The following is a 15,088-nucleotide window of genomic DNA, read 5'->3' as shown; positions in this document are numbered from 1 at the left end:
CGTCGGTGGTGGGCGAGCGTGGCTCCGCGGTCACCGCCCGTTCAGAAGAGCTGCTGCTGGGCACCGCCGCCGGGCTGGTCCTCCCCCGGGTCCTCGCCCTCGTCCGTGACGTCGACCTCGTCCGTGGGGTCGAGGTCCGGCTCGGCATCGAGCTCGCCGATCAGGTCGACCGCGTCCCCCTCGTCGTCGGGAGGCGGCAGCACCGCGTCGGTGACGACGGCAGCCTGCGGTTCGAACGGCGGGGCCTCAGCCGCATCGGCGACGGCGGGCTCGATCGCGGGCGGGACCGCACCGTCAGGACCGGTCGCGCGTTCGGCCGCGAGGTGCTTGCGGATCGCCTCGAGGACGCCGTTGACGTAGCGCCCCGAGTCCTCGGTCGACAGGCGCTTGGCCAGCTCGATGACCTCGTTGATCACCACGGCCGGCGAGGTCACCTCGTGGGTGAGCTCGTAGGTGCCGAGCCGGAGCAGGTTCCGGTCGATCGCAGGCATCCGGGCGACCGTCCAGCGACGTGCGTACACCTGGATGAGCTCGTCGAGGTCACCGCGGTGATCGGCGACACCCTGGACGAGCGAGCGGGTGAAACCATCCAGCGCCAGGGCCTTGCGCCGCCGGGCCTCCTCGGCGACCAGGTGCGGTTCGGCGTCCGCCGTCGCATCCGCAGCATCCACCGCAGGTGCGAGGTCGGCGGCCTCGTCGGGGTCGAGGTCGTCGAGCATGGCCCAGGCACGCGGGTCGTCGACGATGGCGGCGAGCAACGCCGCCGGGTCGTCGCCCCGCACGTCCGCCTGGAACAGGATCTTCAGCGCCCGTTCGCGGGAACGTCGCGGATCGCGGGTGTCCACCCGGCGACGCCCCCGCCGCTCCTTGGCACCACGCGGCGACGCCCCCGTGTCGGGGGCGTCGGCGGACGGCTGAGGGTCGGCCATCAGGCGCGCGACATGTAGCTACCGCTGCGCGTGTCCACCTTGATCTTCTCGCCGATGTCGATGAACAGCGGCACCTGCACCTCGAGCCCGGTCTCGAGCGTCGCAGGCTTGGTCGCGCTGGTGGCGGTGTTGCCCGACACGCCCGGCTCGGTGTGGGTGACCTCGAGCTCGACCGACGCCGGCAGGTCGACGCCGACGATGCGACCGTCGAAGAACGACACCTGCACCGTGTCGCCCTCGCGCAGGTAGTTGACCGCGTCCCCCATGGCCGCCGACGAGGCGTGCTGCTGCTCGAAGCTCTCGGCATCCATGAGGACGAAATCGTCGCCCTCGCGGTACAGGAACTGCAGGTCGCGACGCTCGACGATGGCCTGCTCGACGTCGATGCCGGCGCGGAAGGTGTGGTCGATGACCTTCCCGGTCTCGACGTTCTTCAGCTTGGAGCGCACGAACGCCCCGCCCTTGCCGGGCTTGACGTGCTGGAAGTCGATGATCTGTTGCAGCTTGCCGTCGAGCAGCAGGGTCATGCCGGTCTTGAAGCTGTTGGTGGAGACCACGTCGGCGCCTGTGGGTCGGAGCGCGCCGCTAGGGGACGCGCAGGCTGCGGGGGGTGTCGGTCAGCACGCGCGGGGCACCGTCCGCGGTGACCACGATGGTGTCCTCGATGCGGACGCCGCCGATCCCGGGGAGGTAGACGCCCGGTTCGACGGTCAGCGCCGTGCCGGGCACGAGCGTAGCAGCTGACCCCCGGGCGACCGCCGGTGCCTCGTGGATCTCGAGGCCGACCCCGTGCCCGGTGCCGTGGACGAACGCGGCGCCGTACCCGGCCTCGTCGATGACCGCGCGAGCGGCGGCGTCGACGTCGCCGGCCGTCGCTCCGGCCACCGCCGCGGCGCGGCCGGCGGCCTGGGCTGCCTCCACCACCTCGTGGACCGCCACCAGCTCGCCCGTCGCTGCCCCGACCGCCACGGTCCGGGTGCAGTCGGCGTGGTAGCCGCCCACCGCAGCGCCGCAGTCGATGGTGACCAGATCGCCGGTGATGAGCGGGCGTCCGGTCGGCGCGTGGTGCGGGACGGCACCGTTCGGTCCACTCGCGACGATGGAGGGGAACGCGACCCCGTCCGCCCCGAGGTCGACGAACCGTCGCTCCAACCACACCGCCAGGTCACGCTCGGTCGCGCCGACCTCCAGCCGCTGCGCGAACAGCTCCTCGAGGGCCGTGGTGGTGACCCGGCACGCTCGTGCGAGCAGCGCCACCTCGTGGTCGTCCTTGACCACGCGCAGGGGCTCGACCAGGTCGCTGGTGGCCACGACCTCGACGTCGCGTTCGTCGGCCCTCGCCCGTAGCCGCTCGGCCGCCGACCAGCTCAGGTCGTCGGCCTCGACCCCGAGGTGCCGGTCGCCCGCCACCGCAGCGACGGTGACGATCGCGACGCCGCCGGGGTCACGGGATGCGACGACCTCGAGGTCCGGAGCCTCGTCGGCGGCACGTCCCGTGTACCGGTCGTCGGTGATGAGCCGGTCGCCGGTCGGGTCCCGGGCGACGAGCAGCTGCCCGTTCGAGCCGGTGAAACCGGTGAGGTAGGCCACGTTCGGGGGTGAGGTCACCAGCAGCAGGTCCAGCCCGAGGGCGTCGAGCGCCGGTCGTAGGCGGGCACGGCGGGCCGCGGTGTCCGGACGCATCGCGACCGCCTCGCTCACGTCGCGGCGGCACGCCGGTCGAGCAGCGCGAGCGCCGCTCGCACCGCCAGCGGGTAGCCGTCGATACCGAACCCGGCGATGATCCCGTCGGCGACCGCGCCGGTCACGGACGTGTGGCGGAACTCCTCGCGGGCGTGGATGTTCGACAGGTGCACCTCCACGATGGGCACGTCGAGCATCTCGAGCGCGTCGCGCAGCGCGAAGCTGTAGTGGGTCAGCGCCCCCGCGTTGATCACGACCGCGTCGGTCCCGTCGGTCCGGGCGAGGTGCAGGCGCCGGAGCAGGTCCGCCTCGCCCTCGTGTTGCTCGTCGTCGAGCTGCGCGCCGGCGCCGATCGCCTCGGCGCGGGCAGCGGCGACCACGTCGGCCAGCGTGGCATCCCCGTAGATGGTGGGGTCGCGGCTGCCGAGCTGGGAGAGGTTCGGCCCGTGCAACAGCAGGATGCGGGGCACACGAGCTCCTCGGACGACGTCGGGGCAACGCTAGCCCGCCGACCGCGCGCCGTACCGGACCGCCCCCTCCGTGGAGGCCGTGGACCGCCCAGGATCACTCGCTGCCGGGCGTCCCGAGGTAGCGGATGAAGGTCAGGACCTCCTCGAGGTCGAACGGCTTGGTGATGTAGTAGTCGGCGCCGGCGGTCCAGCCCTCCCAGACCTCCGCGTCGGTGGCCTTGGCGGTCAGCAGGACGACCGGGACGTTGGCGGTCAGCGGGTCGCAGCGCAGGTCACGCAGCAGGTCGAGACCATCGCGGCCCGGCATCATCACGTCGAGGATGAACAGGTCGGGCGGCGCCGAGCGAGCGGCCGCGTAGGCGCTGTCGCCGTCCTCGCACACCACCACGTCCAGGCCCTCGGCACGGAGGTTGAGCTCCAGCAGGTGACGGATGGTCGGCTCGTCATCTGCGATGAGGACCCGCCGGACGCGGTTGTAGGTGGCGCTGGTCACGATGACCCTCCAACGTGCGGTGAGGCCGAGACGACGTCGGCGGGGATCTGGCGGGACGGTGCCGGTGTGCGCCGCAGGGGCGAACGCACGATGTTCGGGGTGGGGGAACGCCCCGGGCGGTACGACGGACCTTCGGCCGCCACCTCGCCGCCGACGGCGACGGGTGGGCGGCAGGGGCGAGCGGGGATCAGCAGGGTGAAGCGCGCGCCGCCGGTGGGTGATCCGGTGACGGTCAGCCCGCCACCGAGCAGCTCGGCGAGCTGCCGGCACAGGTGCAGGCCGAGGCCCGTCCCACCGTTGCGTCGGGTCGAGGACTGGTCGAGCTGCACGAAGCGTTCGAAGATGCGCTCACGGTCCTCGTGCCGGATGCCCGGCCCGGCGTCGTCGACGGTGAAACGCACCTGGTCGCCCACGGTGCTGACCGCGAGGTCGATCGGCCCCTCCGGTGCGTACTTGCGGGCGTTGTCGATGAGGTTGAGCAGGATCCGGTGGACCTTGTCGCGGTCGGTGAGGAACGGGCTGACCTCCCCGGCGTGGAGGCGCAGGCGCTCACGGGCGTCGGGGGTCAGCTCGGCGACGACGGCGTCGAGCAGGTCGCCAGGTTCGACGTCGGCATCCTGCACGCGGACGGCCTGGTGCTCGGCCGCGGCGACGAGGAGCAGGTCCTCGATGAGGCTGCGCAGGCGTGCCCCCTGGGCGCTGCCGAGCGCCAGGATGTCGGACAGCTGCTCGGGGGTCATGCGGCTGTGGGCGCGCTGGACGGTCTGGACGGCACCGATCATGCTCGCCAGCGGGGTCCGCAGCTCGTGCGAGACCGCGGCGACGAACTCGCCCTTCTGCCGGTTGAGCTCCACCTGGTGGTCGAGGGCTTCCTGGACGTCCTCGTGCAGCTCGACGTTGGCCAGCACGGTGGCCGCGTGGGCGACGAAGGTGGCGAGCACGTCGACGCGGTGCGACGCCTGTTCGTCCGACGGCAGGTCGAGGAGGACCGCGAGCACCACCCGGACGTCCGGGTCGGCGGTGCCGGTGGCCCAGGCCAGGCTCGGCAGGTCCGGCAGGCCCGCGTCGAGCGCGTCGGCCGGGACGGCCGCCACGCCCTGCTCGCCGTCGCTGGTCGCCGTGAGCAACCGCGCGACCGCCAGTGACGGCAGATCCCGTGCCCCGTCGTCGTCGACCAGCACCCCGATCCAGGAACCATCGGGACGTTCGGTGAGGCAGACCGCCGCACCACCGGTGATGAGGGTCTTGCCCTCGGTGGCGATGGCGGCCAACGCCTCGTTGCGTGTGACGAGCCGGGCGAGGTTGCCGGAGGCGGTGTAGAGCCGCTCCAGACGGTTGCGTTCGGCCTGGGCGTGGCTCACCGACCGGGTGCTGACGACCAGGATGGCGAGCACCGGCGCGACCAGCACCGCGCCGAACGGCGTCTCGTGCAACAGCACCAGCGCGACGAGCCCGAGCGCGGCCGACAGCAGGAGGCTCAGCAGCAGCGCCGGTCCAACGCCGTTGACCATCTCGCGGAACGGGCGCTTCTCGGCGATGGAGAACAGCGCCGCCGTGGAGACCACGTCCCAGATGGCGCAGGCAGCCATCGCCGCCAGGCCCGCGGCCCACGCGAGGGGGTCGAGCGGGTCGACACGGCCGAGGAGCGCGAACGTGGCCGCGGCCGCGGTGTACCCACCGAGCATGCTCACCAGGTTGAAGACCAGCTTGAGGGGTGCCTGGCGGTACCGGACGGCGGGCACCACCTCGGCGCACAGCGTCGCGGCGACGAAGCCGAAGGGCCCGAGCGTGAACAGCCCGACGAGGATCGCGCCATCGGAGGGGGTGATCCAGCACCCGTGACGGCGATGCTCGAGGTAGATGCGTGGCAGCAGGTTGAGCCCCATCAGCACCACGGCGAACACGGCGATGCCGAGGACGCCAGGTGCGGCCACGGGGACGGGGTTGGCCGAGACGATCCACAGGCCGAGGAGCACGAGGAGCAGCTCGACCGCGATCAAGCCACCGATGCGCGCTCTCACGGTCGTGAACGTCCCGTCGTCGCCGGTGCGGCGCCCCAGGAGGCGAAGGGTTCGAGCTCGGCGTCGGCGGACCAGCCCACGCTCAACCAGCGAGCGCGCGCCCAGTCGGCCTCGAGCCAGCGGGCCCGGGAGAAGTTGGTGTCGAGCCAGCGGGCGCGGGCGAAGCTGGCCTCCAGCCAGCGGGCACGCTGCCACTCGGTCTCGAGCCAGCGGGCGCGGGCCCACTCGTCGTCGAGCCACCGGGCACGGGCCCACTCGTCGTCGAGCCAGCGGGCACGGGCCCAGTCCTCGTCGAGCCAGCGGGCGCGCTGCCACTCACCGTCGAGCCAGCGGGCACGCTGCCAGGCCTCACCGACGCCGGGGGCGTCGCGGTCCTGCCACGGCATCGCTTTCAGCGGGCCCTTCGGGCCCCTGAATGCGATCGGGTGCGTCTGGCGCCAGGAGGGGTCCGGCTCGGCGAGGTCCGCCGCCGCCAGGTCCACGGCCGTGCCGATCGCATCGCCGATCGTGGTCCCGGTCGAGGCCAGCGCGCCCTTGAGGTCGTCGGGGGTGGCGTACGGGCGCAGCTCGGCGAGCACGGCGACGCCGCCGGCCACCAGCGCCGTCGACATCGAGGTGCCGCTACCGCGCATGTAGCGGTCGTCGACGTGGGCCTCGGGGAAGTCCTCGTCGACGGCGGATCCGGGAGCGCGGAGGGAGACGGTGCTGACCCCCGGCGCGAGGACCTCGGGCTTGTCGTTACCGACGACCTTGCCGGAGCCCGACCAGTCCGGGACGGTGAGGGTCGACGAGGTCGCGTCGGTGGCACCGACGGTGATGACCCAGGGGTCGCGGCCAGGCGAGGTGACCGAACGCTCGCCCTCGTTGCCGGCGGCGGTGACGACGGTGATGCCGGACGCCCAGGCGGCTTCGACCGCGTGGGCGAGCGGGTCGGCCTGCGGGGCCCGGTTGGTCGGGACACCGAGGGACAGGCTGAGGATGCGGACGGCGTGCTCGTCCTGGTTGACGATCACCCAGCCGACGGCGTCGAGGACGCGCGACAGCGAGGTGACCCCGTCGCGGCCGGCGAGCTTGACCGAGACGATGTGGGCACCGGGGGCCACGCCGAAGCGCGGGCTGTCGGTGCCGTTGACGCGGCCGTCGCCGGCGATCAGCCCGGCCATGAAGGTGCCGTGCCCGTGGCGGTCGATGCCGTCACCGTCACCGCTGTAGTCGGGGCCCCGGATGACGCGGTCGCCGAGCTCGGGCACGTCGGCGACACCGGTGTCGAGCAGCGCGACCCCGACCCCGGAGCCCGAGGCGGGCGTCCAGTGCGGGGGCAGGTTCATGGCGGCCAGTTGGGCCTGGTCGGCGACGAGGTCCGGACCGGAGTCCACGAGGTCGGTGGCGGACAGTTCGAGGGGGTGGTCGAGGGTCACGAGGACGTCGCCGCGGGCACGGAGGGTGTCGACGGCGGTGGCATCGAGGGTGGCGGTGACGCCGCCGAGGTAGGCCAGCTCCGAGCGGACCGCACCACCGAGGCCGGTCACGGCACGTGCCGCCTCGGCGCTGTCCGAGGCGCGGACGATGACGTCGACCGGCTCCCCCGGCGCGGCCGACGCGGCGGCTCCGGACGTGGCGATCAGGCCTGCCAGCAGCAGGCCGACCAACCATGGTCGCTTGCACGTTCGCACGCAGCACCCTCCGTGACGCCGACGCCTCTCCGTAGTCATCGGTAACGCTGGGTGCCGGCTTGACGAAGATGGTCCGGGGGGTCACACCCGGTGCTGAACGGGCGCGGTCCCCTGGGGCATCCGGGCTAGTCCTGCACCCATCCACCGCCCCACGTGGCCACGGGCGCCCCTCCCGTCCCACGACGAACGCCTACCGTGCGCCGAGCGGACGGGTGCGCCGCCGGTGTCGAGGACGTGCCCGGGCGTTCGTCACCTCGGTGACGGACACGCGACCGGCGGTCCGCACGAGGAGGAGCGATCACGGTGCAGTACCTGGTCCTGTTGCACGACATCGAGTCCGAGGCCAGCCAGCCCGGCACCCCAGAGTGGGACGCCGACGTCCAGGCCTTCGACCGCTTCGGCGAGATCGCCGGCGAGGCCATCGTGGGCGGCGAGGCGCTGGCACCCACGGCGTACGTCATCCGGCACGGCCTCGACGGCCCCGTGGTGACCGAGGGGCCCTTCACCGAGGCCGCCGAGGTGCTCGGCGGGTTCTTCGTCTTCGAGGCCGACGACCTCGATCACGCCCTCGAGCTCGCGGCCGCCATCCCGACGGCCACGACCGGAACGCTCGAGGTCCGACCCCTCGTCGACGCCGTCTGGCAGCCCGAGGTCACGGCCCCCGCGGGAACCGACCGCTACCTCGCCGTCCTCCACGGCGCGCCAGGCGAAGAGGATCAGCCGGGTACCGACGCGTGGGACGCGGCCGTCGCCGAACACGACGCCTTCGGCCGTGCTCACGCGGACGTCCTCCTCGGTGGCGCGGTCCTCCATCCTCCGGAGACCGTCGTCGCGCTCAACCGGGCGATCGCGGTCGCCGGACGCGACGGCCCGGATGCCGGCCTGGCGGCGCTGGTCCCGCTGATGGACGACGCGAGGCTGCACCGCAGCCACCGCCTGCCGGCCGCCCGCGCGGAGCTGCTGCGCAGGGCGGGCCGCCACCGGGAGGCAGCGGACGCCTACACGCAGGCGCTGGCGGTCGCACCGGAAGGCGCCGAACGCCGCCACCTGGCACGCCGCGCCGCCGACCTCACCCACGGCGAGCCGATGTGGAGCGGATGAGCGCGGCCCCGACCCCACCCAGGCGCTCCACCTCCGTTGGCGATGGGCGCGACGCCGTGCGGCGTCAGCGCGCCGAGGCGGCGGTGAGGTCGTCGAGGACGGTGTCGAGGTCCGCCCGATCGGGGGTGATGACCGTGGGCATCGCGAGGCCCTCGAGGACGATCCAGCGCACGCCGTCGCGGGTGGCCTTCTTGTCGCGGGCGACCACGTCCCACACCGCCGAACGGTCCAGGAGCGGTCCGCGCGTCGGCAGGCCGAGACGGTCGAGGATCGCCTCGCCGCGGGTCACGACGTCGGGCGGGGTGAGGCCGAGCCGCTCGCCGAGACGCAGCGCCACGACGGTGCCGATCGCGACCGCCTCGCCGTGCAGGACCTCGCCGTAGCCGGTGAGGGTCTCGACCGCGTGGCCGTAGGTGTGGCCGAGGTTCAGGTGAGCGCGGACCCCGCCCTCGCGCTCGTCGGCGGCGACCACGGCGGCCTTCACCTGGGCCGACCGTACGACCAGCTCGTGCAGCAGTTCGCGGTCGCCGGCGAGGACCGCGTCCGGCTCGGTCTCGAGCAGGTCGAGGATGCCGGGATCGGCGATGAGCCCGTACTTGACGACCTCGCCGAGGCCCTCCGTGCGCACGCGTGGGCTGAGCGTCGTGAGGGTGTCGACCCCGCAGGCGACGGCGACCGGCTGGTGGAACGCGCCGACGAGGTTCTTGCCGGCGGCGAGGTTGATGCCGGTCTTGCCGCCGATGGCCGCGTCGACCTGGGCGAGCAGCGTGGTCGGCACCTGCAGCACGGCGACACCGCGGTTCCAGGTCGCGGCGAGGAACCCGGCGAGGTCCCCCACCACCCCCCCGCCGACGGCGACGACCAGGTCGCCGCGGGTCAGGGGCAGCTGGGCACAGACGTCCCACAGCTCCGCGAGGGTGGCCGCGTCCTTGGCGTGCTCGCCGTCGCGGACCAGGTGACGGGTCACCGTGAGTCCGGCGTCGCTCAGGACGGCCTCGACGGGGTCGACGTGGCCGGCCGCGACGACCGGCTCCTGGGTCACCACCAGCGCCGCGGAGGCCGTCGCGGGCAGTGGAGCCTCGCGCAGCACCTGCCCGAGGTCGTCACCGACGATCACCGGGTAGGGATCACGGGAGAGGGCGACGGGCACGACGGTCGGCCCCTCGGTCGCCTCGGGCAGGGTCACGACATCACCTGTTCGTGCTCGGAGGGGGTGAGGACGTCGCCAGCCTCGCGGGCGAAGGCGACCACGTCCTCGACGACCGTGTGCAGGTCCCGGCCGGCGTCGACGGTGATGTCGGCGACCTCGGCGTAGCGGTCCTGCCGCGCCGCGAGGGTCGCCCGGATCCGGGTGTCGAGGTCCTCGCCTGCCAGCAGCGGCCGGCCGGCAGCCTCGGTCGTGAGCCGCTCGAGCAGGACCTCGGGGGTGGTGCGCAGCTCCACCAGCACGCCGGTCAGCAGCAGCGAGGCGACGTTGTCGTCGCGCAGGACCGCCCCGCCCCCGAGGGCGATCACCAGGTCGTGGTACCCGGCGAGCTCCTCGACCACCTGGCGTTCGATGTCGCGGAAGCCGGGCTCGCCGTGCTCGAGGAACAGCTCGGGGATGGAGCTGCCGGTCCAGCGCACGATCTCGGCGTCGGTGTCGGCGAAACGGCGGCCGAGCCGGTCGGCGACGGCGCGGCCGACGGTGGTCTTGCCGACACCCATCATCCCGTAGAGCGCGACGTTGCGGCTCACGGTGTCACCGTCCCTCGAGGGAGGACAGGTACCCGTCGAGGTTGCGACGCACCTCGCTGACCTGGTCACCGCCGGTCTTCTCGAGCAGCGCGTCGGCCAGCTCGAACGCCACGACGGACTCCAGCACGACGCCGGCACGTGGGACGGCGCAGGCGTCGGATCGTTGGGTGATGGCCTGCGCGGGCTGATGGGTGTCGAGGTCGACGGTGGCGAGCGGCTGCGGTAGTGAGGAGATCGGTTTCATCGCCACGCGCAGACGCAGGGGCTGGCCGGTCGACATCCCGGCCTCGAGCCCGCCGGCCCGGTCGCTGAGCCGCCGGTAGGTGCCGTCGTCCTCGCGGACGATCTCGTCGTGGGCCTGCGAGCCGGGACGCGACGCGAGGTCGAACCCGTCGCCGAACTCCACGCCCTTCATGGCCTGGACCGACAGGCAGGCGGCGGCGAGGCGGGTGTCGAGCTTGCGGTCCCAGTGGACGTGGCTGCCGAGCCCGGGCGGCAGCCCGTAGGCGAGCACCTCGATGGTGCCGCCGAGGGTGTCCTTGTCGGCGTGCGCCGCGTCGATGCGGGCGACCATGCGCGCATCGGTGTCCGGGTCGAAGCAGCGGACCGACGAGGCGTCGACCGTGTCGAGGTCGTCCGGGCCGGGGCGGGCGGCGCCGTCCGGGACCTGCTCGCCACCGATGTTGACCACGTGGCTGACGACCGAGATGCCGACCTCGGCGAGGAGGCGCTTGGCGTAGGTGCCGACCACGACGCGGGCGGCCGTCTCGCGGGCCGACGCACGCTCGAGGGCGTCACGGACGTCGTCGTAGCCGTACTTCAACGCGGCGGTGAGGTCAGCGTGCCCTGGGCGGGGCCGGGTCAGCCGCTGGCCGCGACCGGTGGCGCGGATCTCGTCGAGGTCGTCGCGCGGTTCGGGGTCCATCGCGTCGACCCACTTGGGCCACTCGGTGTTGTGAATCACGACGCTCACCGGTGACCCCAGGGTCACCCCGTGGCGGACGCCACCGAGGACCTCGACGCGGTCCTCCTCGAACGCCATCCGCGGCGAGCGACCGTGCCCGAGGCGACGACGCGACAGCTCGGCGACCAGGTCCTGGCTGGACACCTGGAGGCCGGCCGGCAGCCCTTCGAGGGTGGCCACCAGCGCGGGGCCGTGGGACTCCCCCGCGGTGAGGTAACGCAGGCGCGGCACGGACGAGCCTCGGGTCGACGAAGTGAGGGCGGCGATCGGCCGGAGCCTACCGCCGCCCTCCCCCCATCCCGTCAGCCCCCGAGCAGCTCGTTCCAGAACGTGACGACCCAGATGCCCGTCAGGTCGATCGCGAGGTTGTCGTCGTACTGGAGGCACATCGTCCCGTGGATCGACGCGTTGTTGCGCTGCACCACGTTGGAGTCATCGGTCTCGTCCCGGACGATGATCGCGCCGCGGAGCTCGACCGTGCCACCGACGTCGATCTGTTCGACCACACCGATGACTCCCGAGTAGGACGCCCCGTCCTGCCCGCACTCGGTGCCGGAGCCACCGCTGGCCGTGCCCGACATGGCCAGGTCGCGGTCGGTGATGAACAGCACGTCCGGCAACGCGGCTTGCAGCGCCGGGTTGCCCTTGATCTCCAGGTTGCCGGAGCGGTTGGCGCTGACCCCGCCACCTTCCACGATGATCGACACGGCACGCTGCCCCTCGCCGGCCGAGCCGTTGACGGACGCGTTGGCCCGGTAGACGTAGAACACCCCGGAGTCGAGGTTGGTGGAGCTCCACTCGTTCTGCGATGCCTTCCAGTCCCAGCCCCGGAAGTTGTTGGCAGAATCGTCGGCCGGCCACAGCTGCGTCCCGGTGCACGGGCCGCCGCTGGACGGCGACCGGACCGTGCCGTCCGGGCAGAGGTCGTACCACTCCACCAGGCGCCCGGGGTCGGGGTCGGCGCGCAGCTGGTCGAGGTCACGCATGTAGAAGGATCGCGCGGTGAACGCCGGGATCGGGTACGGCGCGACGTCGTCGTCGACGCACCCGTTGACCGCGGTCACCCCGCTCGGGCAGGTCCCGCCGGCCACGCGGACCTGACCCTCGATGGTCGAGGCGCCGCCCGGGTTGGTGAAGCCCTCGTTCACGTGCACATCCGCGATGCAGGTCTCGGGCACGTTCGTGTCACAGGTGGGGCTGACGATCGCGGCGTTGCCACCGAGCTTCAGCGACCCGTCGGTCAGGAGGGCGAACCGGGGGATGAAGTTGTCCTGCGCGACCTGCATCTTGATGACCCGGACACGGGCGTTGGGTGCGTCGAACGACGGGGTCGCACCGACCGCGTAGATCGCGTTGGCTGGCTCGCCATCCGTGTCGACGGGCCGGACCGCGTAGGCCTGGCCGGTGTCGCCGTCGATCCAGGCATCGCTGCCCGCCATACGGTCCAGGAGGCCACGAGCCCACTGCGCGGCGACGTCGTCGGACGCAGGGCCCTGCACGGCTACCCCGGCGTTGTCCAGCGTCACGTGCGTGTCGAGCGCGTTGAGTGCCGCGATCTGCACGTCCGCGGCCGCCTCAGCCGTGTGGATGGCGACCTCGTGGTCGCGTGACGCACCGGACGCCCGAGTCTCGGTGGTCGCCCGTGAGACGAAGACGGCCGAGAGGCCGCCGAGTATGAGGACGGCGAGCAGGGCAGTGATCAGCGCGATGCCCTCCTCGTCACGGTGTATGCGCATCACGGCACGTTCCTCAGTCGGATCGAAGTCTCCACGGTCGTGGAGGTGAAGTTGCGGACGCCGACGACCTCGAGCTCGAGCACCACGTGCACCTCACGGGTCGCCGGTTGATCCGGCCCGGCCGGGACCGGCAGGTACTCGACGAACGCGTTCGGATCGGTCAGCGTCCTCGCCACGACCCGACGGTCACCCGTCGGGGGCGTCGCACCCGGCTCGCAGTGCTCGGGCTCGGTGGCGTGCGTCCACCGCGAGATCTGCCACTGACCACCGGTCGTCCCGATGGGTTCGACCAGGTAGCAGATCTCCTCCTCCGGGGTCACGATCTGGTCCTGGTTCTGATCGACCCAGAAGCGGAGGGCCATCGTGTCCGAGCCCTCGTGCACGCGCCTCGCCGCGCGCAGCTCGCGTCGGATCGCCTGCAGCGAGATCCTGCCGTCGTCGATCACGTCCTGGAGGGTGGACTGGCGCTGTTCGAGCTGCAGGGAGGAGATGACCGTCGAGGTGATCGCGGCCATCACGATCCCCATGATGGTGAGTGCCACGAGCAGCTCCACCAACGTGAAACCGGCATCTCCGGTACGACGAGCGACGCGTGAGGGGGTCATTGGAGCCGGACCTCCAGGTGGGAGTCGTGCTCGAGCGTGTCCAGCGCCAGGTTGCAGTCCTGGACCGAGCCCGGCAGACAGGTGATGCGCACCCGGATGCGCTGGTTGGCAGCGATCGCGACCGTGTCGGTGAACGGCAGGGGGATCGACTGGCGCCGGAAGCCCGGGTCGACGTGGTCGTAGATGTAGGTATGGGTGTAGGGAGCCGCGTCGGGCCAGACGCGGTTGTTGTTGCCGTCGCTCTCGAGCAGGACGTCGAGTTCGACCTGCAGCTCGACCCTCGTCGACGCCGGGGTCTGGTCCGGCAGGGCGTTGCTCGGGGCGTGCCACAGGTGCAACGTGGCGCCCGGCAGCATCTTCGCCGGTGCCGGCAGCTGGTAGCGGTACTCGATCTGGTCGAGCCGCGGGTTGTTCCCGGACGTCCGCGGGACGCGGATGCCCGGCAGTAGCGGGGAGAACTCGGTGGACCAGTCCTGGAGGGTGTCCGCGGGCAACTGGTCACGGTCGGCAGACGCGCCCGTCCCGCGGGGGTTCATGACCTGCGCGCGGTAGCGCAGCTGGTTGTCGTTGTTGCCCGGCTCCCCACGGGGGTGCGCCTCGAGGTCGTTCCAGTCCTGGAGGTAGAGCCGCTTCACCGGATCCCCGAGGCGGAGGGTGTGGGTGAGCGTCTCGAACCGTCGATCGTCGAACCGCGAGTGGATGGCGATGGTGACCTCGACGTCGTCGACGGCGCCGCTCGAAGGTGTCCAGCACAGGGTGAGCAGGCCCTGCTCCCCCGCCTCGAGCCGCAGGGGTGCGACCGGGCGCGGGCTTCCCGCCTCGGGCACGAACCGATCGGCGTTGGTCTCCGGTGGCTCGCCGGCCCGGCTCTCGGTATCACCCGGTTCGAGGTGGGCGTAGACGGTCCACCCACCGCTCGGGACCGTGAACCCGCCGACCCCCGCGGGACTGAACGCCGTGGTGCTCCCCGCGATCGTCGCCGCCGTCACCTCGTACCCGTACGAGTCGCCCGCGCCGAGGTTGCGGAGCTGGTGTTCGATGCAGCGAGGCTCACCGGCTGCGACCTGATCCGTCGTCAGGAACAGTGACCCGGCCCTCGGCTTCACGTCGAAGTTCGGGTTGGGCAACCCACGCCCAGCAGGAGCGACGAGGGTCTCGTTCCGTACCGAACTGAACCGCTGGCCGTCCTGCCAGGTCACGAGGACGGTCACACGCTTCAGGCCCGCGTTGGTCGTCGTGCAGTCCCCTTCGGCCCAGGTGACGACCGTGTACACGGTGTGGGCGTTGTTGGTCCCGGACGTCTGGGTCAGCTGCACCGGCCGCGGGGAGGCCGCGTCGATGACCAGTGCTTCGCCGTCGACACAGGTGGACGATGTGACGTTCATCGCGGTACGGACGTCCGCGGGAAGCGTCATCGGATCGGACCCGGCTTCCATCGCCAGCGCCTCGAAGGCGAGCGCTCGCGCCTCCTCGATCGCCGTCGACGCGGCGTTCGTCGCCTGCTCGCGGTCACGGGTCAGCCGCAGCGCGACGAGCGAGCTCGTCCCCACGGACGCGAGCGCGAGCAGCGCCACCGACAGCACGAAGACGGCGATGATGACCTCGATCAGGCCGAGGCCTTCCTCACCGTCATCGGAGGTGAGGTGCCACCACCGGAGTCTGGTCACGTGTTCTTC

Annotated in this window: 14 protein-coding genes; 1 reads left to right on the top strand and 13 read right to left on the bottom strand. The window is 72.3% G+C overall.

Features of this window, described 5'->3' with window-relative positions:
* Nucleotides 1-41 precede the first annotated feature (41 nt).
* The 7 genes from nusB to NITAL_RS16700 form a co-directional block, all read right to left on the bottom strand.
* Nucleotides 42-929, bottom strand: a complete 888-nt coding sequence (nusB, locus tag NITAL_RS16730; protein ID WP_083441677.1) for a transcription antitermination factor NusB — start codon at nucleotides 927-929, stop codon at nucleotides 42-44.
* A complete protein-coding gene (gene efp / locus NITAL_RS16725) occupies nucleotides 929-1,486 on the bottom strand; it encodes an elongation factor P (RefSeq protein WP_052667350.1) in 558 nt (185 codons plus the stop codon). Before efp ends, nusB begins: the two co-directional genes overlap by 1 nt.
* A gap of 28 nt (nucleotides 1,487-1,514) precedes the next feature.
* Complete coding sequence (locus NITAL_RS16720; RefSeq protein WP_211262465.1) at nucleotides 1,515-2,630, bottom strand: M24 family metallopeptidase; 1,116 nt, start codon at nucleotides 2,628-2,630, stop codon at nucleotides 1,515-1,517.
* Complete coding sequence (locus NITAL_RS16715) at nucleotides 2,627-3,082, bottom strand: type II 3-dehydroquinate dehydratase (protein ID WP_052667349.1); 456 nt, start codon at nucleotides 3,080-3,082, stop codon at nucleotides 2,627-2,629. The genes NITAL_RS16720 and NITAL_RS16715 overlap by 4 nt, the downstream gene beginning before the upstream one ends.
* 94 nt (nucleotides 3,083-3,176) lie before the next feature.
* A complete protein-coding gene (locus tag NITAL_RS28130) occupies nucleotides 3,177-3,575 on the bottom strand; it encodes a response regulator transcription factor (RefSeq protein WP_052667348.1) in 399 nt (132 codons plus the stop codon).
* Nucleotides 3,572-5,596 (bottom strand): sensor histidine kinase, encoded by a 2,025-nt coding sequence (locus NITAL_RS16705; RefSeq protein ID WP_052667347.1) that lies wholly within the window; start codon nucleotides 5,594-5,596, stop codon nucleotides 3,572-3,574. Before NITAL_RS16705 ends, NITAL_RS28130 begins: the two co-directional genes overlap by 4 nt.
* Nucleotides 5,593-7,269 carry a S8 family serine peptidase gene (locus NITAL_RS16700; protein WP_157041904.1) on the bottom strand — a complete coding sequence of 559 codons (1,677 nt, stop codon included), beginning with the start codon at nucleotides 7,267-7,269 and terminating at the stop codon, nucleotides 5,593-5,595. The genes NITAL_RS16705 and NITAL_RS16700 overlap by 4 nt, the downstream gene beginning before the upstream one ends.
* 303 nt (nucleotides 7,270-7,572) lie before the next feature.
* Here NITAL_RS16700 and NITAL_RS16695 point away from each other — a divergent pair, with 303 nt between their 5' ends.
* Nucleotides 7,573-8,370: a YciI family protein gene (locus tag NITAL_RS16695; protein ID WP_052667345.1), complete on the top strand. Its 798-nt coding sequence runs from the start codon at nucleotides 7,573-7,575 to the stop codon at nucleotides 8,368-8,370.
* Between the two features lie 64 nt (nucleotides 8,371-8,434).
* Here the strand turns inward: NITAL_RS16695 and aroB are convergent, their stop codons facing one another.
* From aroB to NITAL_RS16665, 6 genes are all read right to left on the bottom strand, one after another.
* On the bottom strand, nucleotides 8,435-9,556 hold the full coding sequence (aroB, locus tag NITAL_RS16690; protein ID WP_052667344.1) for a 3-dehydroquinate synthase: 1,122 nt from the start codon (nucleotides 9,554-9,556) through the stop codon (nucleotides 8,435-8,437).
* Nucleotides 9,553-10,107 (bottom strand): shikimate kinase, encoded by a 555-nt coding sequence (locus NITAL_RS16685; protein WP_052667343.1) that lies wholly within the window; start codon nucleotides 10,105-10,107, stop codon nucleotides 9,553-9,555. Before NITAL_RS16685 ends, aroB begins: the two co-directional genes overlap by 4 nt.
* A gap of 4 nt (nucleotides 10,108-10,111) precedes the next feature.
* Nucleotides 10,112-11,293 carry a chorismate synthase gene (gene aroC, locus NITAL_RS16680; protein ID WP_052669746.1) on the bottom strand — a complete coding sequence of 394 codons (1,182 nt, stop codon included), beginning with the start codon at nucleotides 11,291-11,293 and terminating at the stop codon, nucleotides 10,112-10,114.
* Between the two features lie 80 nt (nucleotides 11,294-11,373).
* Entirely contained in the window at nucleotides 11,374-12,810 is a 1,437-nt protein-coding gene (locus NITAL_RS16675; RefSeq protein ID WP_052667342.1) for a pilus assembly PilX family protein, read from the bottom strand.
* Nucleotides 12,807-13,412, bottom strand: a complete 606-nt coding sequence (locus NITAL_RS16670; RefSeq protein ID WP_083441674.1) for a PilW family protein — start codon at nucleotides 13,410-13,412, stop codon at nucleotides 12,807-12,809. The genes NITAL_RS16675 and NITAL_RS16670 overlap by 4 nt, the downstream gene beginning before the upstream one ends.
* On the bottom strand, nucleotides 13,409-15,079 hold the full coding sequence (locus tag NITAL_RS16665; RefSeq protein WP_052667340.1) for a PilV family protein: 1,671 nt from the start codon (nucleotides 15,077-15,079) through the stop codon (nucleotides 13,409-13,411). The genes NITAL_RS16670 and NITAL_RS16665 overlap by 4 nt, the downstream gene beginning before the upstream one ends.
* Nucleotides 15,080-15,088 lie beyond the last annotated feature (9 nt).

Source organism: Nitriliruptor alkaliphilus DSM 45188, assembly GCF_000969705.1.
GTDB classification, from domain to species: domain Bacteria; phylum Actinomycetota; class Nitriliruptoria; order Nitriliruptorales; family Nitriliruptoraceae; genus Nitriliruptor; species Nitriliruptor alkaliphilus.
This window is presented reverse-complemented; position numbering and strand designations above follow the sequence as displayed.